Below are 23026 nucleotides of genomic sequence, written 5' to 3'. Positions count from 1 at the left end.
GTGTGGGACGCTCGTGTGCCGGGCCCGGGTGTTTCGCGCCACCCGCCCACCGGGTTACCCGGAGTTGTCGGACCGTACCGCTACGCTCCCGGGCATGGCAGACGCGACGAGGACGACAGCGACCGCCGAACCACCGGCCACCACCGACCCCGCGCAGGACGCCGTCCCCGTGCGGCGCCCCGCCCTGTCGCCGTCGCGAGCCAGCGACTTCAAGCAGTGCCCCCTGCTCTACCGGTTCCGCGCCGTGGACCGGCTGCCCGAGGTGCCCACCAAGGCGCAGGTGCGGGGCACGCTCGTGCACTCCGTGCTGGAGCGGCTGTTCGCGCTGCCCCGCGAACAGCGGCTGCCGGAGCGCGCCAAGGAGCTGCTCGAGCCCGTCTGGACCGAGCTCGCCTCCGACTGTCCGGAGTGGACCGATCTGTTCGAGGGCGACGACGACGGCGAGGTGGAGTCGTGGCTGCGTTCGGCCGGCGAGCTCGTCGATGCCTACTTCGGACTGGAGGATCCTCGCAGGCTCGAACCGGAGGCCTGCGAGTTGCATGTGGAGACAGAGCTGAGTTCCGGTGTGCTGCTGCGCGGCTACATCGACCGGCTCGACGTGGCTCCGACCGGGGAGATCCGGGTCGTCGACTACAAGACGGGCGCGGCGCCGAGGCAGATCGGCGAGGCCAAGGCCATGTTCCAGATGAAGTTCTACGCGGTGGTGCTCTGGCGGCTGCGCGGCGTCGTGCCGCGGCAGCTGAAGCTGATGTACCTCACCGACGGGCAGGCGCTGGCGTACACGCCGGACGAGGCGGAGCTGGTGCGCTTCGAGCGGACGCTGGAGGCGATCTGGCAGGCGATCCTCAAGGCGGGAAGGACCGGGGACTTCCGGCCGAACCCGAGCAAGCTGTGCGGCTGGTGCTCACACCAGGCGCGCTGCCCCTCGTTCGGGGGCACCCCGCCGGAGTACCCGGGCTGGCCCGAACCCGATCCGGGCGAGGAGTCCGTGCTCGACCGCGCGGACTGAGGGAATCCCTCGCCCGGCGCGCGTGTTCCCCACCGAGCGAGCCCGCTTGCCGTGTACCACCACGGGGGCCGGTGGAGCAGAATCGACGAACGCCGATCCGGGACGTCTCCGGCCGGCACCGAGGAGCCATTCATGACCGATGCCTTCTACCTGCCGCTGGGCGGCGGCCGTTTCCAGCCGACGCAGCACACGTCCGGGCCGTGGTCGCCGGACGCGCAGCACTTCGGGCCGCCCTCGGCGCTGCTGGTCAGGGCGTTGGAGGAGCTGCCGGCCGAGCGGGAGACGATGCTGGCCAGGGTCACCATCGAGATCCTGGGGCCCGCCCCGCTGGCGGAGCTGGCCGTGCGGGCGGTGACGGAGCGGCCCGGCCGCTCGGTGGAGCTGCTGTCGGCCGAACTCACCGCGGGCGGCAGGCCGGTCGCGCGCGCGGCGGCGTGGCGGCTGGCCACGGCCGACACCAGTGAGCAGGCCGCGGGCTCGGCGCCGGCGCTGCCACCCGCCGAGGACTGCCCGCAGGCCGCGTGGCCCTCCGGCTGGGGCAGCGGCTATCTCGACGCGATGGAGTGGCGCTCGGCCGGTGATGCCGACATCGCCCGGCCGGGTCCGGCCACGGTCTGGGCACGGCAGCGGGTGCCGCTCGTCGACGGCGAGAAACCCAGCCCGCTGCAGCGGCTGTTCACCGTGGCCGACTCCGGCAACGGCGTGTCCAACCGGCTCGACTGGCGGGCCTGGCTGTTCATCAACTCGGAGCTCACCGTGCACGTCCAGCGGGAGCCCTCCGGCGAGTGGATCGGCCTCGACGCCGCCACCGTGATCGGCCCGCACGGGGTGGGCACGGCGCGCAGCACCCTGCACGACGCGGCCGGGCAGGTGGCCAACGGCTCGCAGGCCCTGCTCGTCCGGCGGCGGTGAAACGCGCGAGACACGCGTCCCTGCGTGGCTGTCGCTGATCTACTAACCTGCTCGCAAACGACGAGGACCGGGAGCTGGCGCACAGTGCAGATCACCTCGGTGGTCAACCAGAAAGGCGGGGTCGGCAAGACCGCGCTCAGTGTCGGCGCCGCCGCCGCGCTCGCGGAGCGCGGCCGCAGGGTGCTGCTCATCGACCTGGACCCCCAGGGTCACGCGACCACGGAGCTGCTGGGGCTGCCCGAGGCCCCGCCGGAGGCGCCCAGCCTCGCCAAGGCCCTGACGAAGACGTGGCGCGGCCCGGTCGAGGAACTGATCGTGTCGCACCCGCGCAGCAACATCGGCGCGGGCGGCGCGTTCGACGTCATCCCGACGGCGCCGGGGATGTTCGATCTGGTGCGCAGGCTCGACCAGTTCCGGGTGCCCGGCTGGCAGCTGGCGCGGGTGATCCAGTTCGCCAACTACGACCACGTGATCATCGACTGCCCGCCGGCGCTGGACGTGCTCACCAACAACGCGCTGGTGGCCACCCACGGCCTGCTGGTACCCGTGCAGCCCGATCGCACGAGCATCCGGGCCCTGCGGCTGATGCGCGAGCAGATCAGCTACGTCGAGTCGGCCGTGCAGCGGGAACCGATCGCCTACTACGGGCTGGTTCCCGGGCTGTATCGCAGGCCGATCTCGGGCTACGCGGTGGCCGCGCTCAACGAGCTGCACGAGTTCGGCATCCCGGTGCTGCCCCACGTGCCGCTGGGCGTGGTGATGAACGAGGCCGCGGCCAGGGGCATCCCGGTGACGACGTTCGCGCCGCAGACCATCCAGGCGGTGGCGTTCCGGCAGATCGCCCAGGTGCTGGACTCGATCACCGGCAACCACGTCACCGGCCCGCCCCCGCAGGCGGAGCAGGAGTTCATCTTCGAGGACTTCATCGCCGAGGTGTCCGACACGCGCAGCGCCAACGACAACGGCTCCCGCCGCAAGCTCTACGACCTGCTCCCCAAACGCCCCCGCCCGCGCTGACCCGCTCCCCCAAGTCCCAAGCTCCCCAATGCGGCATTCGCTCCACTGGATGGAGCGAATGCCGCATTGGTCACGTTGAGCGGCACCAATGCCACATTGGGGAGCTACAGGCGGCAGGAGCGGATGTCCGAGGCGAGGACCGCGCGGGCGCCCACTGCGGCCAGCTCGTCCATGATCGAGTTGGCCTGCTTGCGCGGCACCATGGCCCGCACGGCCACCCAGTCGGGGTGTGCCAGCGGCGCCACCGTCGGCGACTCCAGGCCCGGCGTGATGGCCATGGCCTGCTCCAGCAGCTCCCGCGGGCAGTCGTAGTCCAGCATCATGTACTGCTGCGCGAACACCACGCCCTGCAGGCGGGCCGCGAGCTGCGTCGCCGGCTTCGACTCCTCACTGCCCGCCCGGTGCACCAGCACGGCCTCCGACACGCAGATCGGGTCGCCGAAGGCCACCAGGTTGTGCTGGCGCAGCGTCCGGCCGGAGCCGACCACGTCGGCGATCGCGTCGGCCACCCCGAGCTGCACCGAGATCTCCACGGCGCCGTCGAGCCGGATCACCTCGGCGTCGATGCCCTGCCTGGCCAGGTCGTCCCGCACGAGCCGCGGGTAGGACGTGGCCAGCCGCCTGCCCCGCAGGTCCTCGGTCTTCCAGTCCCGGCCCGCCGGAGCCGCGTACCGGAACGTCGAGCCGCCGAAACCGAGCGCCAGCGCCTCCTCCACCGGCGCGCCCGAGTCCAGCGCCAGGTCGCGCCCCGTGATGCCCAGGTCCAGCTCGCCGGAGCCGACATAGATGGGGATGTCCTTGGGGCGCAGGAAGAAGAACTCGACCTCGTTCACCGGGTCCAGGACGGTCAGGTCGCGCTGCTCATGCCGCTGGCGATACCCGGCCTCACCGAGCATCTCCGACGCCGGACCTGCCAGCGCCCCCTTGTTCGGCACCGCGACACGCAGCATGACTCCCTCTCCTCTTCCTGCCCGCTCCCTCACAGGTAGCGGTACACGTCCTCGATCGAGACTCCCCGACCCAGCATCAGCACCTGCACACGGTAGAGCAGCTGCGAGATCTCCTCGGCCAGCCGCTCGTCGGACTCGTGCTCGGCGGCGATCCAGACCTCGCCCGCCTCCTCCAGCACCTTCTTGCCCTGGGCGTGCACCCCGGCGTCCAGCGCCGCGACGGTGCCGGAACCCGCCGGACGGGTGCGTGCGCGTTCGGCCAGCTCGGCGTACAGCTCGTCGAAGGTCTTCACGAGCCTGAATCCTTCCATCTGCCGGTAACCCGCTGGCCTCCGGGTTCGCCGCGGCCCATGCTGCTCACCGGATCGGTTGACTTGGCCCGCGGAATGCACTTTGCTGAATTGGCAAGGCCCAGCACCGAATCGAGCACGGGAAGGTTGTGATATGGCCAACAGGAAGTTACCCGACGGAAACGACGGCCCTTCCATCCGGCATCGCACGAAACTCGAAATCCGGCTGCCCGAGCGGGCGGACGTGTTCGACCAGGATTCCGAGTACTGCTCCGTTCTGCTCGACGGCGAGTGGCGGCGCATGCGCTTCCACGACTACGACCGGATCTTCGCGGTTCCGGGACTCTACGAGCAGCTTTTCCATGACATTTTGGACTGTCGCTCCCCCGACGTCGTCGGCAAGCTCCTGAAGGAGCAGATCCAGCAGGACGGCGTCACCGCCTCGTCGCTGCGGGTGCTGGATCTGGGCGCGGGCAACGGCCTCGTCGGCGAGCAGCTGCGCACCGTGGGTGCGGGCTTCCTCGTCGGCGTCGACATCCTGCCCGAGGCGAAACAGGCGGCCCTGCGCGACCGGCCCGAGGTCTACGACGACTACCACGTGGCGGACCTGACGGCCCTGTCGCCCGCCGAGCACGACACGTTGCTGGCGTGCCGGTTCAACGCGCTGTCGTGCGTCGCGGCGCTGGGCTACGCCGACATCCCACCGCGGGCGTTCCGCGCCGCGTTCAACCTCGTCGCCGACGGCGGCTGGATCGCCTTCACCATCAAGGACCGGTTCCTCTCCGACGACGACACCTCCGGGTTCGCCCGGCTCATCACCGCGTGCCGCGACGCGGGCGTGCTGCACGTCCGGGCGACCGAGCGCTACCGGCACCGGCTCGACGTGCGCGGCAACCCGCTGCACTACGTGGCGCTCGTGGGCACCAAACAGGCCGACATCGGCGAGGAACTGCTGCCCTGAGCCCGTCAGACCGCGCGGGCCAGCTCGGCGAGCGTGTGGGCGTCCACGCCGACGAGCGAGGTGCGGAACGTGCGCCGCACGCCGGGCGGCACGGCCACCTCGCCGGGCACCACCAGCACCGTGCAGCCCGCCGCCACCGCGGACTCGGCGCCCACCGGGGAGTCCTCCACCGCCACGCAGGACTCCGGGTCGGCGCCGAGCAGCCGGGCGGCCCGCAGATAGGGCTCGGGATGCGGCTTGTTGAGGCCGTCCACCTCGTCGCCGCAGACCGTCACGGCGAAGAACTCGCGGCCGATCGTGTTCAGCGCCAGCTCCGTCAGCGAACGCTCGGTGGAGGTCACCAGCGCGCACGGCAACCCGGCCCTGCGCGCCGACACCAGCGCCTCGCGCGCGCCGGGCCGCCACGGCAGTTCGTCGGAGAACAGCGCGGCGGTGCGGCGGCGCATCCACTCCGACACCTCGCCGATCGCGCCGTCGGTCACCGTCCTGCCGGTGTGGGCGAGCAGGTACCGGGCGGTCGTGTCCATGTTCGAACCGACCAGCGAGGCCCGCTGTTCGGCGGCCAGCTCGCCGCCGAGCCAGCCCGCCGCCTCGTAGAGCACGACATCCCACAGCTTCTCGGAATCGACGAGCGTTCCGTCCATGTCCCACAGCACGGCGGCGGGACCGTCCACAGCGGACGGCTCAGTCACGGTCTCTCCTCACGTGTTGAAGTACTTGGCCTCGGGGTGGTGGGCGACAATGGCGTCGGTGGATTGCTCCGGATGCAGCTGGAATTCCTCGGACAATTTCACGCCGATTCTGCCCGGCTGCAGCAGATCCACGATTTTCGCGCGATCCTCCAGATTCGGGCACGCCCCGTAACCGAGTGAGAACCGGGCGCCACGGTAACCGAGGCGGAAGAATTCCTCGATATCGGCGGGGTCCTCGTCGGAAACGGCGGAGCCGGTCGCGAAACGCAGTTCCTGGCGAACGCGGCGGTGCCAGTACTCCGCCAGCGCCTCGGTGAGCTGCACGCCGAGGCCGTGCACCTCCAGGTAGTCGCGATAGGCGTCGCGGGCGAACAGATCGTTCGCGTAGTCGGCGATCGGCTGACCCATCGTCACCAGCGTGAGCGGCAGCACGTCCACCTGGCCGGCGGAGGCGGCCAGGTCGCGGGGCCGGTAGAAGTCGGCAAGGCACAGCCGCCGGTCGCGCTTCTGCCGTGGGAAGGTGAACCGCGTCACCTCGCCGGTGTCCGGGCGCGGCTCGCTGAGCACCACCACGTCCTCACCTTCGGCCACGCACGGGAAGTAGCCGTACACCACGGCGGCGTGGGCGAGGATGCCGTCGGTGGCGAGCCGGTCCAGCCAGTACCGCAGCCGGGGCCTGCCCTCGGACTCGACGAGTTCCTCGTAGGTGGGCCCGGCCCCGCCCTTGACGCCCTTGAGTCCCCACTGGCCGAGGAAGGTGGCGCGCTCGTCGAGGTAGCTCGCGTAGTCGGCCACCGGGATGCCCTTGACCACGCGGGTGCCCCAGAACGGCGGGACGGGCACCGGCACGTCGGTGGCGACGTCGGACCGGCCGCCGGGCAGCGGCTCCTGCTCGGCCTGCGCGGCCCTGCGCTTCTCGGCGATGCGCAGCGACCGCTCGCGGCGGGCCCTGCGCTCGGCGCGCCTGGCCTCCTCCTGCGGGTCGGCGACCGGGGCCTCGCCACGCCGGACGGCCATGATGCCGTCCATCAGCCGCAGGCCCTCGAAGGCGTCCCGGGCGTAGCGCACCTGGCCCTGGTAGACCTCCGACAGGTCGTTCTCCACGTAGGTGCGGGTCAGCGCCGCGCCGCCGAGCAGCACCGGCCAGCGCTGCGCGACGCCACGCGAGTTCATCTCCTCCAGGTTCTCCTTCATGATCACCGTGGACTTGACGAGCAGGCCGGACATGCCGATGGCGTCGGCGCCGTTCTCCTGCGCCGCGTCGAGGATCGCCGTGATTGGCTGCTTGATCCCGAGGTTGATGACCTCGTAGCCGTTGTTGGACAGGATGATGTCCACCAGGTTCTTGCCGATGTCGTGCACGTCGCCCTTGACGGTGGCGAGCACGATGCGCCCCTTGCCGCCGGAGTCCTGCTTTTCCATGTGCGGCTCCAGGTGCGCCACGGCGGCCTTCATCACCTCGGCGGACTGCAGCACGAACGGCAGCTGCATCTGGCCGGAGCCGAACAGCTCGCCGACCGTCTTCATGCCGGACAGCAGCGTGTCGTTGATGATCTCCAGCGGCGGCTTCTCCGCCATCGCCGCGTCGAGGTCGGCCTCCAGGCCGTTGCGCTCGCCGTCGACGATGCGCCGCTCCAGGCGCTCGAACAGCGGCAGCCCTGCCAGCTCCTCGGCCCGGGAGGCCCGGCTGGAGGCCGCGGTCTTGCCCTCGAACAGCCGCATCAGCTCCTGCAGCGGGTCGTACGGGTCGCTGCCCTCCCGGCGCCGGTCGTAGATCAGGTCGAGCGCGACCTGCCGGTGCTCGTCCGGGATGCGCGCCATCGGCAGGATCTTCGAGGCGTGCACGATCGCGGTGTCCAGGCCCGCCTCGACGCACTCGTGCAGGAACACCGAGTTCAGCACCTGCCGGGCGGCGGCGTTGAGCCCGAAGGAGATGTTGGAGATGCCGAGCGTGGTCCGCACGCCCGGGTAACGGCGCTTCAGCTCGCGGATGGCCTCGATCGTCTCGATGCCGTCGCGGCGGACCTCCTCCTGCCCGGTGGAGATCGGGAAGGTCAGGCAGTCCACGATGATGTCGCCGACGTGCATGCCCCAGTTGGTGGTGAGGTCGTCGATGGTGCGGGAGGCCACCCGGACCTTCCAGTCGGCGGTGCGCGCCTGGCCCTCCTCGTCGATGCACATCACCACCACGGCCGCGCCGTGCTCGCGCACCAGCTCCATCACCCGCCGGTAGCGGGAGCCGGGGCCGTCACCGTCCTCGAAGTTCACCGAGTTGACCACGCACCGCCCGCCCAGTCGCTCCAGCCCGGCACGCAGCACCTCGGGCTCGGTGGAGTCGAGCATGATCGGCAGGGTCGAGGCCGTGGCGAGCCGCCCGGCCAGCTCGGCCATGTCGGCCGCGCCGTCGCGGCCCACGTAGTCGACGCAGAGGTCCAGCAGGTGGGCGCCGTCGCGGGTCTGCGCCCGCGCGATCTCCACGCAGTCCTCGTAGCGGCCCTCCAGCATGGCGTCACGGAACGCCTTCGAGCCGTTGGCGTTGGTGCGTTCGCCGATCACCAGCACGCTGGCGTCCTGCTGGAACGGCACCGCCTGGTACAGCGACGACACGCCCGGCTCCGGTGTGGGGTCGCGGCGCGCCGCCCGCCGCCGCGCCAGCGCCGCCACCAGCTGCCGGATGTGCTCGTCGGTGGTGCCGCAGCAGCCGCCGACGAGACCGACACCGAACTCGTCGACGAAGCCGGTGAGTGCCTCCGCCAGCTCCTCGGGGCCCAGTGGGTAGACCGCTCCGTCCGGGCCCAGCTCCGGAAGGCCGGCGTTGGGCATCACCGACAGCGGCACCCTGGCGTGCCGGGACAGGGTCCGCAGGTGCTCGCTCATCTCGGCCGGGCCGGTGGCGCAGTTGAGGCCGATCACGTCGATGCCCAGCGGTTCCAGCGCCGTCAGCGCGGCACCCACCTCGGTGCCCAGCAGCATCGTTCCGGTGGTCTCGACGGTGATCGAGGCGATGATCGGCACCCGGCGGCCCTCGGCGGCCATCGCCCGGTGCGCGGCGATGATCGACGCCTTCGTCTGCAGGATGTCCTGGGTGGTCTCGACGATCACGGCGTCGACGCCGCCGGCGAGCAGCCCGCGCACCTCCTCGAGGTAGGCGTCGCGCAGGGTGGCGAACGGCGCGTGGCCCAGCGTCGGCAGCTTCGTGCCCGGCCCCACCGACCCGAGCACGAACCGGGACGCCTGCGCGGTCGCGAACTCGTCCGCGGCCTCCCTGGCCAGCCGGGCGCCCGCCTCGGCCAGCTCGAAGATGCGCTCGGCGATGCCGTACTCGGCGAGGTTGGCGAAGTTCGCCCCGAAGGTGTTGGTCTCCACCGCGTCCGCGCCTGCCGCCAGGTAGCCGCGGTGGATGGCGCGCACCACGTCGGGCCGCGTCACGTTGAGGATCTCGTTGCACCCCTCCAGCCCGGCGAAGTCGTCGAGTGTGAGGTCCCGCGCCTGCAACGCGGTGCCCATCGCGCCGTCGGCGACCACGACGCGGGTCGCGAGCGCGTCCAGCAACGGCGAGGTGAAAGGGGTGGGCATGGACCCAGCCTACGGCGTACGCGCTCGCCGCCGGAGGGTCGTAGGCTGGGCTGTGTGAGCACGCCCTCCGACGAAGCGACAGACGGCCGGCCCGAGTTGAAACCGGTGATGGTGGCCGCGTTCGAAGGCTGGAACGACGCGGGCGACGCGGCGAGCACGGCCCTCGAGCATCTCCAGCTCAACTGGGACGCCAAGCCACTGGCCGAGGTCGATCCGGACGACTACTACGACTTCCAGGTGTCCAGGCCCACCGTGCGCCTGGTGGAGGGCGTCACCCGCAGGGTGGAGTGGCCGACGACGAGACTGTCGGTCTGCCGCCCCGAGGGTCTCGACCGCGACATCGTGCTGGTGCAGGGTCCCGAGCCGAACATGCGGTGGCGCAAGTTCTGTGCCGAGCTGCTGGAGCACATCGAGCAGCTGGAGGTGTCCACCGTCGTCACGCTGGGCGCGCTGCTGGCCGACACCGCCCACACCCGCCCGGTCCCGGTCACCGGTACCGCCTACGACGCCGAGGCCGCCTCCCGGTACGGGCTGGAGCGCAGCCGTTACCAGGGGCCCACCGGCATCACCGGCGTGCTGCAGGACGTGTGCGTGCAGCACGGCGTTCCCGCGGTGTCGGTGTGGGCGGCGGTGCCGCACTACGTGTCGCATCCGCCGTCGCCGAAGGCCACGCTGGCCCTGCTGCACAAGCTCGAGGACGTGCTGGACGTGGAGATCCCGCTCGGCGCGCTGCCCGAGCAGGCCGACGAGTGGCAGCGCACCGTCACCGAGATGGCCAACGAGGATGAGGAGATCAGCGACTACGTCCGCACCCTGGAGGAGCGCGGCGACGCCGAGATCACCCTGGACGAGGCCAGCGGGGACAAGATCGCCGCCGAGTTCGAGCGTTACCTGAGGCGCCGCAGGCCGGGCGGCCCCGGCTCCACGGGCCGCTGAGCGCGGGGGCAGGCGGGTCGCGGCGCACCCGGTCCGCCCTGTACGTCGGCGCGCTGCTGGGCCCGTTCGGCGGCGGCGTCGTGGCCCCGGTGCTACCCGAGCTGGGCTCCAGTTTCGGCGTGTCGGCCGCCGCGGCGGCGTCGTCGCTGACGGTGTACCTGTTGCCGTTCGCCGCGCTGATGCTGGTGTCGGGCACGCTCGGCGAGCGGTGGGGCCCCGCCCGCACGGTGCGCGTCGCCTACGTGGTGTATGCCGTGTCGTCGCTGGCGGCGGCGCTCGCCCCGTGGTTCTGGCTGTTCCAGTGCTCGCGCGGGCTGCAGGGAGCGGCGAACGCGTTCACGATGCCGCTGCTCATGGCCAAGCTCAGCGCCACGACGCCGCCGGAGCGGCTGGGCAGGGTGCTCGGCCTGTTCGGCGCGATGCAGGCGCTGGGCCAGACGTCGGGGCCGCTGGCGGGCGGGCTGGCCGCCGAGGCGTCCTGGCGGTGGGCGTTCGTCGGTATCGCCGTGGTCGCGGCGGTGCTCGCGGCGTGCCCGTTGCCGCCCGACACACCGCCGCAGGGTGCCCCGGCGCGGCTGCGGGACTCGTGGCGCCGCTCGATCGTGCTGCCGGGCCTGGTCGCGCTGGTCGGCTGGGCGGCGCTGTCCGGGATCACGTTCCTGGTGGCCTTGCGGCTGCAGGACGCCTTCGGATTCGGCGCGGGCCTGCGCGGGGTGGCGCTCACCGGGTTCGGCATCGCCGGTTTCCTCACCGCCCGGCTGGTCGGCGCGGTGTGCGACCGCTACGGAGCGCGCTGGGCGGCGGCCTCCGGGCTGCTGGGCGGTGCGGTGCTGGTGGCGGCGACCGGGCTGAGCGGCTCGGCGGCGGTGGCCACGGCGACGTGGTCACTGGCGGGAGTGTGCGCGCAGCTGGTGATCGTCGGCGTCAACAGCAGTGTGCTCGCCGGTGAGGAGCGGGGCCGGGGCGGCGCGATCTCCATCGTGCAGGCGATGCGGTTTCTCGGGATGTCGGCGGCGCCCGCGCTGTTCACCGCGCCCTACCACCACGGTGCCGCGCTGGGCTTCCTGCTGCCCGCCGCGCTGCTGGTGCTGGTGGCCCCGGCGGCGCTCGCGCTGCGCGGCGGTGCCTACAGGACGCGGCGCACGGGCACGGCGCCGCGGGAGCGGTTGCGCCACTCGCGGGGATAGCCGAGGGAGACCTCCTCGAAGCGGACGCCGTCGCGGTGGGTGGTGCGGGGAATGTGCAGGTGGCCGTAGACGGCGATCTCGGCGCGGAAGCGCACGTGCCAGTCGGCGGTCTCGTCGGTGCCGCACCACATGGCGAACTCGGGATGCCGCAGCGGTTCGGTGGGGTGCCGGTGCAGCGGCCAGTGCGACAGGAGGACCGTGCCGTGGTCGGCGGGGATCTCGGCGAGCCGCTTCTCGCTGAGCTCGAGCCGCTGCGCGCACCACGCGGCGCGGCTGTCGTGCGGCTCCGGGTGCAGGAAGTACTCGTCGGTGCACACGATGCCGGCGTCCCTGGCCTGGCGCATCGCCTCCTCCAGTGGCTGCCCGTGCGCGGAGGGTGTGCGCCAGCTGTAGTCGTAGAGCAGAAACAGCGGCGCGATGGTCAGCGGGCGCGGCCCGTGCTCCCACACGGGGAACGCGTCCTCCGGGGTGAGCACGCCGATCTCGCGGCAGCGGCGCACCAGCTCGTCGTAGCGGGCCTGGCCACGGTGCTGGTCGGGATCCTTGGCCGTGGTCCACAGTTCGTGGTTGCCGGGCACCCAGACGACGGTCGCGAACCGGTCGCGCAGGGTCGCCAGCGTGTCGATGACGGCCCCCATGCGCTCGCCGACGTCGCCGGCCACCAGCAGCCAGTCCTGCGGCGTCTGCGGCCGGATGCTCTCCACGTGCGGCGCGTTGCCGCGGTGTGTCACGTGCAGGTCGCTGGTGGCGTACAGGTTCGGCACGCCGTCCACGGTATCCCGCGCGTCGGGGCGTCCGAGAAAACCGGTGGCGCGCCGCGACGGGCCCGCGCTAGCCTGGCGGCATCATGAAGCACTGACACCGAGCCCTCACCCGCGCCCGAGGCGATCGCCCGGCGGGTGTCCCTTTCGCTACCTGGGGTCGGTGTCGCTTCATGAGTTCTGCTGTGCATCTGCGTGTTCACGATCTCGCCTTCGGCTACGGCGACCGCGTCGTGTTCTCCGGTCTCGATCTCACCGCCAGTGCCGGGCACCGGCTCGGCCTCGTCGGCGAGAACGGCGTGGGCAAGTCCACGCTGCTGCGGCTGCTGGCCGGGCTCGACGAGCCGCAGGCGGGCACCATCGAGGGCGGCGGGGACGTCGGGTTCCTCCGCCAGGAGCTGCCCTTTGCCGCCTCCGCGCGGTTCGGCGACGTCGTGGACGACGCGCTGGCCGAGTTCCGCACGGCCGCTGCCCGGCTCGACGCGCTCACCGAGCGGCTTGCCGAGGAGCCCGGCGACGAGGCGGCGCTCGCCGAGTACGGGCGCGTGCTGGAGTGGGCCCAGGCGCACGACCTGTGGGACGCCGACCGGCGCGCCAAGCTGGTGTGCGCGGGACTCGGGCTCGGTGACATCGAGCCGTTCCGCCCGCTGGGCGGGCTCTCGGGCGGGCAGCGGGCCCGGCTCGCGCTCGCGGCGCTGCTCATCCGCAGGCCGGAGACGCTGCTGCTCGACGAGCCGACCAACCACCTCGACGACGCGGCGATGGAGTTCCTCCAGCGGCACCTGTCCGCGCTGACCGGCGTGGTGGTGCTCGCGTCGCACGACCGGGTGTTCCTGGACGCGGTGTGCACCGACATCGTCGATCTGGATCCCGCGCTCGGCGGGCCCGCCCGCTACGGCGGCCGCTACTCCGACTACCTGGAGGCCAAGCGGGCCGAGCGCGCCCGCTGGGAGCAACGCTACGCCGAGGAGCAGGAGGAGCTGAGGCGGCTGCGGCACGACGTGGCTGTCACCGCCCGCGACATCAACCACCACCGGGGGCCGCGCGACAACGCGAAGATGGCCTACGACTTCAAGGGCGGGCGGGTGCAGCGGCAGATCTCGCGCCGGGTGCGCAACGCGCAGCAGCGGCTGGCCGAGCTGGAACGGACCCAGGTGCGCAAGCCGCCGCAGCCGCTGCGCTTCGCGGCCAGGCTCACCGGGCGCCCGCCCGAGGACGGCCTCGCCCTGTCCGTGCGCGACGTGGAGGTGCCCGGCAGGCTCCGGCTCGGCGCGCTGGACGTCGGGCCGTCGGCCCGGCTGCTGGTCACCGGCCCCAACGGCGCGGGCAAGTCGACGCTGCTCGCCGTGCTGGCCGGGCGGCTCGCGCCTGCCAGGGGTACCGTGCATCGCGCGCCCGGGATCGGAGTGGGTCTGCTGGAGCAGGACGTCGAGTTCGCCGACCCGCGCCGCTCACCCCGGCAGCTCTACGCCGCCGCGGCCGGCGCGCAGGCGCCGCCGCTGCACGCGCTCGGCCTGCTCGCGCCCCGCGACCTCGACCGTCCCGTGGGGGCGCTGTCGGTCGGCCAGCGGCGCCGCGTCGCCCTGGCCATCCTGGCGGCCGACCCGCCGGACGTGCTGTTGCTGGACGAGCCGACCAACCACATCTCGCTGGCGCTGGCGGAGGAGTTGTCCGATGCGCTGGCCGAGGCCCCCGGCGCGGTGGTGGTGGCCTCGCACGACCGCTGGCTGCGGCGGGGATGGGAGGGCACCGAACTGGCGCTCGGCTGAGCCGCGGTCACGCGCGGTGGTGCCACATGGCCGGCAGCGGCAGGGCGAACAGCGCGCTAACAGAACCGCGAGCAACGCACTAACAGATCTGCCGAGGACGCGCTGACGGATCCGCCGGCAAGGGACGGCTACAGCGCCACGCCGAGCAGGGAGTCCACCGTGTCGCGGATCAGGGCGGGGGCGGCGGAGTCGGCGCCCTGGCCGCGCAGCGCCTCGGCGGCCCAGGCGTCGAGTGCCGCCAGCGCCCGCGCGGTGTCCAGGTCGTCGGCGAGGTGGTCCCGCACGCGGGCGATGGTGTCCTCGGCCGCCGGGCCGGAGGGCAGGGCCGCCGCCTGGCGCCAGCGGGCCAGCCGGGCCTGCGCCTCACCGAGCAGTTCCGGAGTCCACTCCCGGTCGCTGCGGTAGTGCCCGGCGAACAGCGCGAGGCGGATGGCCGAGGGCTCGACGTCGTCGGCCCGCAGCCGCGACACGAACACGAGGTTGCCCTTCGACTTCGACATCTTGGCGCCGTCGAGACCGATCATCCCGGCGTGCACGTAGTGCCGGGCGAACGGGTGCTCGCCGGTGAGCGCCTCGGCGTGCGCGGCGCTGAACTCGTGGTGGGGGAAGGCCAGGTCCGAGCCCCCGCCCTGGACGTCGAAGCCGAGGCCGAGCCGGTTGGCGGCGATGGCGCTGCACTCGATGTGCCAGCCCGGCCTGCCCAGCCCGAACTCCGACTCCCAGGACGGCTCCCCCGGCCGCGCCATCCGCCACAGCAGGGCGTCGAGCGGGTCGCGCTTGCCCGGCCGGTCGGGATCGCCGCCCCGCTCGCCGAAGAACGCGGCCATGGTCTCGGCGTCGTAGCGCGACTCGTAGCCGAACCGGCCGGTGAACGAGCGGTCGAAGTAGATGTCGGGGTACTCGGGGTCGTCGGCACGGTAGGCCGCGCCCGAGGCGAGCAGCTTGCCGATGACCTCCAGGATCTCCGGGATCGCCTCCACGGCTCCGATGAAGTCCTGCGGCGGCAGCACGCGCAGTGCCTCCATGTCCTCGCGGAACAGCGCGGTCTCGCGCATCCCGAGCACTACCCAGTCGTCCTGGTCGCGCTCGGCGCGCTCCAGCAGCGGGTCGTCGATGTCGGTGACGTTCTGCACGTAGTGCACCTCGTGCCCGGCGTCCAGCCACAGCCGGTGCACCAGGTCGAAGGCCAGGTAGGTCGCCGCGTGCCCGAGGTGGGTCGCGTCGTAGGGGGTGATGCCGCAGACGTACATCCTCGCGACCCTGCCCGGCGCCGTGGGCCGCACCTGCCCGCTCGCGGTGTCGAAGAGCCGCAGCGGGCGGGGCGTTCCGGGGACACGGGGCACGGCAATCGAGGACCAAGTCTGCATACCCCAACCCTAAGCGCGCTGCTCCCCCGGTTTCCCGGCTGGTGGGAAGGACGCCGACCACATCGCGGCCAGCCCGGCCATGAGCTCCTCCGCGGTGGGCGCGCCGTCGGCGTCGAGCAGCCACTGCACGGAGAGCCCGTCGCAGATCGCGATGACGAAGCTGGCGACCGCGCGGCAGCGGGGGTCCTCGGCGGGCGTGCCGTCGCCCAGCGACTCGGCCACCAGCTCGGCGACGCGGGCGCGGCAGCGCCGGTACTGCTCGGCGAACTGCTCCCGCAGGTCGGGCACCCGCTCGGCCTGTGCGAGGGCCTCGACGTAGGACAGCAGCAGCTTGCGCTTGCTGGCCAGGCTGTTGAGCATCGCCGCCCAGGCGACGTGCCCGCGTTCCACGGGCGAGGCGGTGGGGTCGGCCATGGCCAGCTCGGCCAGCTGCTCGGTCCACTCCTCGAACACCTCGCCGATGGCGGCGTTGAGCAGGCCGGCTTTGGACCCGAAGTGGTAGCCGATCGAGGCGAGGTTGGTGCCGGAGGCGGCCACCAGGTCGCGCGTGGTGATGTGCGCGTACCCCTGCTCCTCCAGCAGCCGCCGCGCGGCGGCGAGCAGGTCGTCCCGATGGCTCACGCGCTCAGCGTACCCGTGCGATCGCGGGGGTGGACACACGATCTATACGCGCGTATAAAACGGACGTGTAGATCCGGGGAGGGCCGATGACGACCGACGCCGCACCGCCAGCCGTCCGCACCGAGCAGGTCACCGCGACCCAGCCGCCACCCGGTCCGCGCCTGCCGCTGGCCGTGCAGACCGTGCTGTTCGGCTCGTTCCGGCACCGCTGGATGCCCCGGCTGCGCCGCCGCTACGGCGATGTCGTCAAGCTGCGCATCTATCCGGAACGCTCCGTGGTGCAGCTCGCCGACCTCGAGCACATCCGGGCCGTCTTCGGCGGCTCGGCGGCGATCTTCCACGCGGGCGAGGGCAACGTGATCCTCAAACCCGCCATGGGCGCGCACTCGGTGCTGCTCACCGACGAGGACGTGCACCTGCGGGCCCGCAAGCTGCTCATGCCCGCGTTCAACGGCGCCGCGCTGCGCGGCTACCGCGACCTCGTGACCGACCTCGCCACGCGGGAGGCGCGGCGCTGGCCGCCGGGCACCCCGTTCTCCTCGCACACCCGGATGCAGGCGGTGACGCTGGAGATCATCCTGCGCGTGGTGTTCGGGGTGGCCGAGGGCCCCCGGCTCGACGAGCTGCGCACCCTGCTGCGGCGCATCGTCGACGTCGGGCCCGTCGACCTGCTCGGCTGGCACAACCCCCGGCTGCAGCGGTACGGACCGTGGCGCCGCTACGCCCTCACCCAGCGCCGCGTCGACGACCTGCTCTACGCCGAGATCGCCGAGCGGCGTGCAGCAGGCGACCTGGCCGAGCGGCGCGACGTGCTGTCGCGGCTGCTGACCGCGCCCGGCGACGGTGACGGGCTCACCGACGCGGAGCTGCGCGACCAGCTCATCACCCTGCTGCTGGCCGGGCACGAGACCACCGCGACGGCACTGGCGTGGGCGCTGCACGAGCTGGCCCGCGACCCGCGGCTCCTCGCCGCCGCGACCCGCGCCGCCGACGAGGGCGACGACACCTACCTGGAGGCGGTGGCCAAGGAGTCCATGCGGCTGCACCCGGTGATCTCCGAGGTGGCGCGCAAGCTTACGCGCGACATCGAGATCGGTGGCTACCGTATCCCCGCGGGGCACACCGTGATGCCGTCGATCGCGCTGGTCCACGGCGATGCGGCCCACCATGCGGATCCGCAGGCCTTCCGCCCGGAGCGCTTCCTCGACGGCGGCCCGGCCGCGGGCACGTGGTTCCCCTTCGGCGGAGGCGTGCGGCGCTGCCTCGGTGCCGGGTTCTCTTTGCTGGAGGCCACGATCGTGTTGCGTGCCGTGCTCAGCCGTCATCACATCGCGCCCGATCGCCCCGCGCCGGAGCGGCCGAAGGCCCGCAACATCACCCTGGTGCCCGCCAGGGGCGCGCGGATCGTCGCGACCCCGCGCCGCGCTCAGCCGTCCTGACCGAGCCGCTGCCGCAGGAACTCCCGTGCCTCGCGGGCCAGCAGCATGCCGTCGTCCCACGTGTCCCGCCAGATCGACAGCGCCGACGACAGCGCGGGATGGACCACCGCCGAGGAGAAGCTCTCGAACGTGATGGCGCCCGGGTAGCCGACCTCGCGCAGGGCGCCGAAGAAGGCGTCCCAGTCGACGGTGCCGGTACCGAGCCGGCCCCGGTGGCTCTCGCCGACGTGCACGTAGCCGAGCAGGCCCGCACGGTGGGCGGCCAGCACGGGTTCGCGCATCGAGCGCTCCTCGATGTTCATGTGGTAGGTGTCGAGATGGGCGACCACATTGGACCGCCCGGTCTCGGCGATGAAGGCCAAGGCCTGTTCGACGGTGTTGAGCACGTTGGTCTCGTAGCGGTTGCAGATCTCGACGCCGACGGTGATGCCCGACTCGCGGGCGCGGTCGGCCAGCCACGCGATGCTCTCGACGCTGTGGGCCCACCCCCTGGCCGTGACCGGCGCGGTGTAGCGGCCGAGTTTGGAGTACACCACCCCGCCGAGATAGTCGCCGCCGAGATCGCGCACCAGCGCCAGCGCGTGGCCGAGTCGGCGCCTGCCCGCCCGCACCACGTCCGGGTCCTCACTGGACACGTCGGTGGCGTCGTCCAGCCCGAGGCTCGCCACCGCGGACAGTCCGTGCTCGGCCAGCAGCCGGGAGGTCAGCGCGACGTCGAACGACGCCGGATCCAGCGCGGGCAGCTCGATGAGGTCGAACCCCGCCTCCGCCGAGCCCGCCACCGCGCGCCGCGCCTGCTCCGGCGACCAGCCTCCGACCCAGACCAGGCCGTGCACCCCGACCGGGTTGCTCACGCCCACCGCCGCCCCGGTCACGACGTGCCGCCGTAGCGCCGGGTCGCGAACCCGTTGAGCACGGCGGCGAAGACCAGCACCCCGCCGAGCGCGAGCAGCTGGTACTGCGAGCCTTCGGACCCCTCGAACGACAGCAGGATCCCGGCGTTGAGCCACACCACGAGCACCGTGGCCACGACCACCCCGACGACGCGTCCGATGCCGCCGGTGATGGCGACCCCGCCGAGCACCGCGATCGTGATCGCGGGCAGCGCCATGCCGTTGCCCGCCGTGCCCGCGTCGGGCCGGGCGGAGGCGAACTGCGAGACGTTGACGATGGCGACCAGCCCGCAGATCAGCCCGGACACCAGATAGGCGCGAAAGCGCACCCACGCCACCGGCACGCCCGCGTAGCGGCCCGCGGTGTCGTTGGTGCCGATCGCGTAGAGCTGGCGGCCGTAGGTGCCACGGGTGACGTTGAGCCACAGCAGCACGATCACCGGCAGGGCGAACAGGAACAGTCCCATCGGGAAGTCGGGCACGTACCGGCCGAACAGCGGCAGCTCCACCGGCTGCGTCAGCCACGTCAGCTCCTGGATGCGTGGTGTCGAGATGGGCGCGCTGCCGTTGCTCACCAGCGCCAGCGAGCTGTAGGCGTAGTAGGTCGCCAGCGTGGTGATGAGCGGCGGGAAGCCGAGCGCGGCGACGAAGAACCCGTTGACGGCGCCGAGCAGCCCGCCGGCCAGCAGGGCCAGCAGCGCGGCGGGCAGCAACGGCCAGCCCCACTGTCCCACCGCGAAGCCGAACGTCATCCCGGTCAGGCTCACCATCGAGCCGACGGACAGGTCGATGCCACCCCGCCCGGACACGATCACCACCAGCTCCGCCAGCGCGAGCAGGCCGAGCGGGACGGCGTCGATCAGTGCCGCGGCGAGATAGTCACTGCTGTACGGCGCGAGCAGGTAGCCACCGTTCTCCAGCAGCTTCATCACGACGATCAGCCCGGCCAGCAGCACGACGAGCAGCACGAGCCGCTGGGTGACCAGGGCGCGCAGCAGCCGCGCGGGCACGCTGCCGGCGCGCCCCGGCGCCTGCCCGGTCCGGGTGGTGCTCATGCGCGCCTCCTCGCCCGTTCACGCAGCACGTCGGTGCCAACGGCCACGAGGATGAACACGCCGACGAACAGGCTGGTCAGCTGACTGGGCCAGTGCAGGATCGTCACGCCGGAGCTGACGGTGCCCACCAGCAGCGCGCCGAGCACGGTGCCGAGCACGGTGCCGCGACCGCCCATGATGCTGGTGCCGCCGATGACCACGGCCGCGATCACCTGCAGTTCCATACCGACGCCGACGTTCTGCCCGATCAGCCCGCCGCCGCCGATGATCACCGTGGAGGCGAGCCCGACGAGCACGCCGGTCAGCACGTAGGCCAGGATCTCCTGCCTGCGCACGTTCACCCCGGCGAGCCGGGCCGCGGCGCGGTCGCCGCCCATGGCGTAGTAGTGCCGCCCGCTCGGCGTGTTGCGCATGAACCACCAGGTGATCGCCGCCAGCAGCAGCATCAGCAGGAACGCGTGCGGGACGTTCCACGTCCGGCCCGCTCCGCCGCCGCCGAGGAACGCCAGCGTGCCGGGCACGCCCGCGACCTGTTCGGAGTCGAAGATGCGCAGCGCGATGAAGCGGAACAGGTTGAGCGTGCCGAAGGTGATGATGATGGCGTGCACGCGGCCGAGGGAGATCAGCAGGCCGTTGGTGAGCCCGAGCAGGGCGCCGGCCCCGACCGCGACGAGCAGCGCCACGGCGAACGACGCACCCTGGTCGCGCACCAGCTTGGCCACGATGACGGTGACCACCGTGACGGCGCTGCCCACCGAGACGTCGATGCCGCCACTGGCGATGACGACCGTCATGCCGATGCCGACCAGCGCGATGGGCGCCACCACGTAGGCGAGGTTGCCGAGGGTGCCCGCCTGGAAGAACGTGTCGGTCGCCAGGCCGAGCACCAGCCACAGCCCGGCGATCACCCCGATGAGGACCAGCTCCTGGCCGGTGATCCGGCCGCCCAGCGCTCCGGTGGGCCCGCGCCGCGGTGTCCGGGGCCGCTCGTCGAGCGCGGTCATCCCGCTCCCTCCTGGCTGAGCTCGCCCGCGGCGGCGGCCAGCACGTCGGCCTGGCGGGCGCCCGGGTCGAACTCGACGGTGGTGGTGCCCTGCCGCACCACGACGATCCGGTCGGCCACGCGCAGTGCCTCCGGCAGGTCCGCGGTGACCACCAGCACCGCCGTGCCCTGCGCGGCGAGGTCGGCCACGAGGCGGTGGATCTCCTCCTTCGCGCCGACGTCGACGCCCTGCGTGGGCTCCTCCAGCACCAGCACGGAGGGCCGGTCGACGAGCTGCCTGGCAAGCACCACCTTCTGCTGGTTGCCGCCGGAGAGGGCATCGACGGGAGTGTGCGGCCCGGGTGCCTTGACCGCGAGCCGCTCCATCAGCTCCCGCACGACCCGGTTCTCCCTGGCGCGGTCCATGAGGAAGCCGAACCGGCGGAACCCGCGGGCATGGCCGGTGGTGATGTTGAACGCGACGTCCTGGATGGCGAACACACCGTGCTGCTTGCGGTCGGCGGGCAGCATGGCCAGCCGGTGGCGCTGCGCGTCGCGCGGGCTGCGGATGCGCGCGGGCGTGCCGCCGATGGTGATCGAACCGGCGGTGGCGGGCTTGATGCCGTACAGCGTCGCGGCGATCTCGTCGGCGCCGCTGCCGACCAGCCCGTACAGCGCGACGATCTCCCCCGCCGCCACGTCGACGTCCACGTCGCGGAACGCCTCACCCCTGCCGAGGCCGCGCAGGCTCAGCATGGGCTCGCCCGCAGGCGGGTCGCGGTGGGTGCGCCCGTTGTCCAGCTCGTGGCCGACCATCAGCTCGGCGATCTGGCGCACCGACAGGTCCTCGGTGCCGAACGTGCCCACCACCTGCCCGTCACGCATGACCGTGACCGTGTCGGTGATGCGGAACAGCTCGTCGAGCCGGTGGCTGATGTAGATGACCGCGACGCCGCGCTGGACGAGCCTGCGCACCAGATCGAACAGGATCTCGATCTCGTTGTCGGTGAGGATGGCCGACGGTTCGTCGAGGATGAGCAGCCGCGCCTCGCGGGCCATGGCCTTGGCGATGGAGACCTGTTGCTTGGCGGCCACGGACAGCTCGCCCACCTGCCGTCGCGCGTAGTGCCTCGGCAGGCCGAGCTCGTCCAGCAGTGTCTGGACGCGCTCGGCCTGTGCCCGCCAGTCGATGCGGCCGCCGCGGCGGATCTCCCTGCCCAGGAAGATGTTCTCGGCCACGGTCAGGTCGGCGAACAGCTGCGGCTCCTGGTAGACGGTGGCGATGCCCAGGTCCATCGCCTGGTTCGTGCCCGGCACCGTCACCGGCTCCCCGGCGAAGCGCAGCGTGCCCGCGTCGGCCCGCTCCGCCCCGGAGATGATCTTGATCAGGGTGGACTTGCCGGCCCCGTTCTCCCCGACCACGGCGTGCACGCTGCCCTTCCGGACCCGCACGCTCACCTGCTCGAGCGCCCGCACGGCGCCATAGCTCTTGCTGAGCCCCTCGACGTCGAGCAGCACGTCCCCCTGCTGTGCGGCCATCAGTAGTCGTAGTCGTCGACGTTCTGCTCGGTCAGCACCAGCGGGTCGCCGAGCAGCAAGACCTTGGACTGCGAGTCGTAGCTGACGCCCTCCAGCTCGGAGGCGTTCTTCAGCTCCGCGGACAGGTCGTTGCCCTGGTTGACGTGGTAGCCGGCCCACGCGGTGAGGTAGCCGAGCTTCTCGACGTCCCACAGCACGCTCGCGCTCGAGGCGCCCGACTTCAGGTACTCGGCCATGCTGTTGGGGGTGCCCAGCCCGACGGTGGAGACCTCACCGATCTTGCCGGCCTCGGCCACCGCCTGCGCCACGCCCGGCGCGGACGTCGTGCACTCGCCCACCAGCCCCTTGAGGTCGGGGTTGGCGTTCATCAGGTCCTTGGCCATCGCCGTGGCCTTGGCCTGGTCCTCACCGGCGTAGACGATGTCCACGATCTCGGCGTCCGGGTACTTGCTGGCCGTGTACGACTTCTGCACCTCGATCCAGGAGTTGAGGTTCTCCGCCGTCTCGCCGCAGGAGACGATGGCGTACTTGCCGGAACCGCCCATCGCCTCCATCAGCTGGTCGGTCAGCGCCTGCCCGATGCCTTCGGTACTGGCCTGGCTGACGAACACCTCGCGGACGGAGTCCGGCGCGTCGGTGTCGGAGGTCATGACGGTGATGCCCTGGTTCTTGGCCTCCTGCAGCACGGGCGCCATGGAGTTCGGGTCGTTGGGCGCGACGACGATGGTGTCCACCTGCTGCTGGATGAGCGTCCGCACGATCTGCGTCTGCGACGCGGGATCGGCGCTGGTCGGTCCGTTGTAGACCCATTCGAGCCCTTCGATGTCCTGCGCGGCCTGCTTGCCGCCGGTGTTCATGGCCTCGAAGTACGGGATGCCCTGGATCTTCGGGACGAACGCGACGCGCACCGCGTCACCGCCGCCCCCTCCGCCGTCGCCGCCGGAACCTCCGCCGGTGTTCTTCTGGGTGCAGCCCGCGAGGGCGAGCAGTGCGGCGGACGCGCCGGCGAGCACCTTCACGGCGCGGCCTGCGTGGCGGCGGGAACGGGTCACGGAATCCTCCTCGAACGG

Annotated in this window: 20 protein-coding genes; 8 read left to right on the top strand and 12 right to left on the bottom strand. The window is 72.2% G+C overall.

Annotated elements, in window-relative coordinates; genetic code table 11:
• Positions 1–94: 94 nt before the first annotated feature.
• From BAY60_RS22505 to BAY60_RS22495, 3 genes are all read left to right on the top strand, one after another.
• The gene (locus BAY60_RS22505) at positions 95–1009 is read left to right on the top strand and encodes a RecB family exonuclease (protein ID WP_112283035.1); all 915 of its coding nucleotides are present in this window, start codon (positions 95–97) and stop codon (positions 1007–1009) included.
• A gap of 132 nt (positions 1010–1141) precedes the next feature.
• On the top strand, positions 1142–1921 hold the full coding sequence (locus tag BAY60_RS22500) for a thioesterase family protein (RefSeq protein WP_112283034.1): 780 nt from the start codon (positions 1142–1144) through the stop codon (positions 1919–1921).
• Between the two features lie 84 nt (positions 1922–2005).
• Positions 2006–2938, top strand: coding sequence for a ParA family protein (locus BAY60_RS22495; RefSeq protein ID WP_112283033.1), 933 nt, complete (start codon positions 2006–2008; stop codon positions 2936–2938).
• Between the two features lie 104 nt (positions 2939–3042).
• Here the strand turns inward: BAY60_RS22495 and hisG are convergent, their stop codons facing one another.
• Together hisG and BAY60_RS22485 are read right to left on the bottom strand one after the other, a co-directional pair.
• Positions 3043–3888: an ATP phosphoribosyltransferase gene (hisG, locus tag BAY60_RS22490; RefSeq protein WP_112283032.1), complete on the bottom strand. Its 846-nt coding sequence runs from the start codon at positions 3886–3888 to the stop codon at positions 3043–3045.
• A 29-nt stretch (positions 3889–3917) separates the two neighbouring features.
• The gene (locus BAY60_RS22485) at positions 3918–4181 is read right to left on the bottom strand and encodes a phosphoribosyl-ATP diphosphatase (RefSeq protein ID WP_112283031.1); all 264 of its coding nucleotides are present in this window, start codon (positions 4179–4181) and stop codon (positions 3918–3920) included.
• Between the two features lie 151 nt (positions 4182–4332).
• On the opposite strand from BAY60_RS22485, the gene BAY60_RS22480 reads away from it, so the two are divergent.
• On the top strand, positions 4333–5139 hold the full coding sequence (locus tag BAY60_RS22480; protein ID WP_112283030.1) for a class I SAM-dependent DNA methyltransferase: 807 nt from the start codon (positions 4333–4335) through the stop codon (positions 5137–5139).
• Positions 5140–5144: 5 nt separating this feature from the next.
• On the opposite strand, the gene BAY60_RS22475 is transcribed toward BAY60_RS22480, so the two are convergent.
• Together BAY60_RS22475 and metH are read right to left on the bottom strand one after the other, a co-directional pair.
• Positions 5145–5831, bottom strand: coding sequence for an HAD family hydrolase (locus BAY60_RS22475; RefSeq protein WP_245992752.1), 687 nt, complete (start codon positions 5829–5831; stop codon positions 5145–5147).
• Positions 5832–5840: 9 nt separating this feature from the next.
• A complete protein-coding gene (gene metH, locus BAY60_RS22470; protein ID WP_112283029.1) occupies positions 5841–9407 on the bottom strand; it encodes a methionine synthase in 3567 nt (1188 codons plus the stop codon).
• A 54-nt stretch (positions 9408–9461) separates the two neighbouring features.
• Between metH and BAY60_RS22465 the strand changes: the two genes are divergently transcribed.
• Positions 9462–10343 (top strand): PAC2 family protein, encoded by an 882-nt coding sequence (locus BAY60_RS22465; RefSeq protein WP_425466482.1) that lies wholly within the window; start codon positions 9462–9464, stop codon positions 10341–10343.
• A complete protein-coding gene (locus BAY60_RS22460) occupies positions 10340–11530 on the top strand; it encodes an MFS transporter (RefSeq protein WP_112283027.1) in 1191 nt (396 codons plus the stop codon). The genes BAY60_RS22465 and BAY60_RS22460 overlap by 4 nt, the downstream gene beginning before the upstream one ends.
• On the opposite strand, the gene BAY60_RS22455 is transcribed toward BAY60_RS22460, so the two are convergent.
• Entirely contained in the window at positions 11470–12294 is an 825-nt protein-coding gene (locus tag BAY60_RS22455) for a metallophosphoesterase family protein (RefSeq protein WP_112283534.1), read from the bottom strand. The two genes, BAY60_RS22460 and BAY60_RS22455, sit on opposite strands and share 61 nt — an antisense overlap.
• A 170-nt stretch (positions 12295–12464) precedes the next feature.
• Here BAY60_RS22455 and BAY60_RS22450 point away from each other — a divergent pair, with 170 nt between their 5' ends.
• Positions 12465–14060 carry an ABC-F family ATP-binding cassette domain-containing protein gene (locus tag BAY60_RS22450; RefSeq protein ID WP_112283026.1) on the top strand — a complete coding sequence of 532 codons (1596 nt, stop codon included), beginning with the start codon at positions 12465–12467 and terminating at the stop codon, positions 14058–14060.
• Positions 14061–14188: 128 nt separating this feature from the next.
• Here the strand turns inward: BAY60_RS22450 and mshC are convergent, their stop codons facing one another.
• Together mshC and BAY60_RS22440 are read right to left on the bottom strand one after the other, a co-directional pair.
• Positions 14189–15427, bottom strand: coding sequence for a cysteine--1-D-myo-inosityl 2-amino-2-deoxy-alpha-D-glucopyranoside ligase (mshC, locus tag BAY60_RS22445; protein WP_112283025.1), 1239 nt, complete (start codon positions 15425–15427; stop codon positions 14189–14191).
• A gap of 9 nt (positions 15428–15436) precedes the next feature.
• On the bottom strand, positions 15437–16048 hold the full coding sequence (locus BAY60_RS22440; RefSeq protein ID WP_112283024.1) for a TetR/AcrR family transcriptional regulator: 612 nt from the start codon (positions 16046–16048) through the stop codon (positions 15437–15439).
• 86 nt (positions 16049–16134) lie between these two features.
• On the opposite strand from BAY60_RS22440, the gene BAY60_RS22435 reads away from it, so the two are divergent.
• On the top strand, positions 16135–17487 hold the full coding sequence (locus BAY60_RS22435) for a cytochrome P450 (RefSeq protein WP_112283023.1): 1353 nt from the start codon (positions 16135–16137) through the stop codon (positions 17485–17487).
• Here BAY60_RS22435 and BAY60_RS22430 read toward each other — a convergent pair.
• Genes BAY60_RS22430 through BAY60_RS22410 form a run of 5 tightly spaced genes read right to left on the bottom strand, consistent with a single transcriptional unit; the run spans position 17475 to position 23008 of the window.
• Positions 17475–18362 carry a sugar phosphate isomerase/epimerase family protein gene (locus tag BAY60_RS22430; protein WP_245992750.1) on the bottom strand — a complete coding sequence of 296 codons (888 nt, stop codon included), beginning with the start codon at positions 18360–18362 and terminating at the stop codon, positions 17475–17477. The two genes, BAY60_RS22435 and BAY60_RS22430, sit on opposite strands and share 13 nt — an antisense overlap.
• Positions 18359–19435, bottom strand: coding sequence for an ABC transporter permease (locus tag BAY60_RS22425; RefSeq protein WP_112283022.1), 1077 nt, complete (start codon positions 19433–19435; stop codon positions 18359–18361). The genes BAY60_RS22430 and BAY60_RS22425 overlap by 4 nt, the downstream gene beginning before the upstream one ends.
• Positions 19432–20439 (bottom strand): ABC transporter permease, encoded by a 1008-nt coding sequence (locus BAY60_RS22420; protein ID WP_112283021.1) that lies wholly within the window; start codon positions 20437–20439, stop codon positions 19432–19434. Before BAY60_RS22420 ends, BAY60_RS22425 begins: the two co-directional genes overlap by 4 nt.
• Positions 20436–21956 (bottom strand): sugar ABC transporter ATP-binding protein, encoded by a 1521-nt coding sequence (locus BAY60_RS22415; protein ID WP_112283020.1) that lies wholly within the window; start codon positions 21954–21956, stop codon positions 20436–20438. Before BAY60_RS22415 ends, BAY60_RS22420 begins: the two co-directional genes overlap by 4 nt.
• Positions 21956–23008 (bottom strand): autoinducer 2 ABC transporter substrate-binding protein, encoded by a 1053-nt coding sequence (locus tag BAY60_RS22410; RefSeq protein ID WP_112283019.1) that lies wholly within the window; start codon positions 23006–23008, stop codon positions 21956–21958. The genes BAY60_RS22415 and BAY60_RS22410 overlap by 1 nt, the downstream gene beginning before the upstream one ends.
• Positions 23009–23026: the final 18 nt, after the last annotated feature.

The organism is Prauserella muralis, assembly GCF_003202285.1.
Lineage (GTDB): Bacteria > Actinomycetota > Actinomycetes > Mycobacteriales > Pseudonocardiaceae > Prauserella_B > Prauserella_B muralis.
Note: the sequence above shows the minus strand (reverse complement) of the source record. Positions and strands in the feature narration are given on the sequence as shown.

Bases quoted from the DNA above. Each gene is read 5' to 3' on its own strand.
- BAY60_RS22480 (WP_112283030.1), top strand. From the start codon at position 4,333: ATGGCCAACAGGAAGTTACCCGACGGAAACGACGGCCCTTCCATCCGG.
- hisG (WP_112283032.1), bottom strand. From the start codon at position 3,888: ATGCTGCGTGTCGCGGTGCCGAACAAGGGGGCGCTGGCAGGTCCGGCG.
- BAY60_RS22435 (WP_112283023.1), top strand. From the start codon at position 16,135: ATGACGACCGACGCCGCACCGCCAGCCGTCCGCACCGAGCAGGTCACC.
- BAY60_RS22420 (WP_112283021.1), bottom strand. From the start codon at position 20,439: ATGACCGCGCTCGACGAGCGGCCCCGGACACCGCGGCGCGGGCCCACC.
- BAY60_RS22415 (WP_112283020.1), bottom strand. From the start codon at position 21,956: ATGGCCGCACAGCAGGGGGACGTGCTGCTCGACGTCGAGGGGCTCAGC.
- metH (WP_112283029.1), bottom strand. From the start codon at position 9,407: ATGCCCACCCCTTTCACCTCGCCGTTGCTGGACGCGCTCGCGACCCGC.
- BAY60_RS22450 (WP_112283026.1), top strand. From the start codon at position 12,465: ATGAGTTCTGCTGTGCATCTGCGTGTTCACGATCTCGCCTTCGGCTAC.
- BAY60_RS22500 (WP_112283034.1), top strand. From the start codon at position 1,142: ATGACCGATGCCTTCTACCTGCCGCTGGGCGGCGGCCGTTTCCAGCCG.
- BAY60_RS22425 (WP_112283022.1), bottom strand. From the start codon at position 19,435: ATGAGCACCACCCGGACCGGGCAGGCGCCGGGGCGCGCCGGCAGCGTG.
- BAY60_RS22505 (WP_112283035.1), top strand. From the start codon at position 95: ATGGCAGACGCGACGAGGACGACAGCGACCGCCGAACCACCGGCCACC.
- mshC (WP_112283025.1), bottom strand. From the start codon at position 15,427: ATGCAGACTTGGTCCTCGATTGCCGTGCCCCGTGTCCCCGGAACGCCC.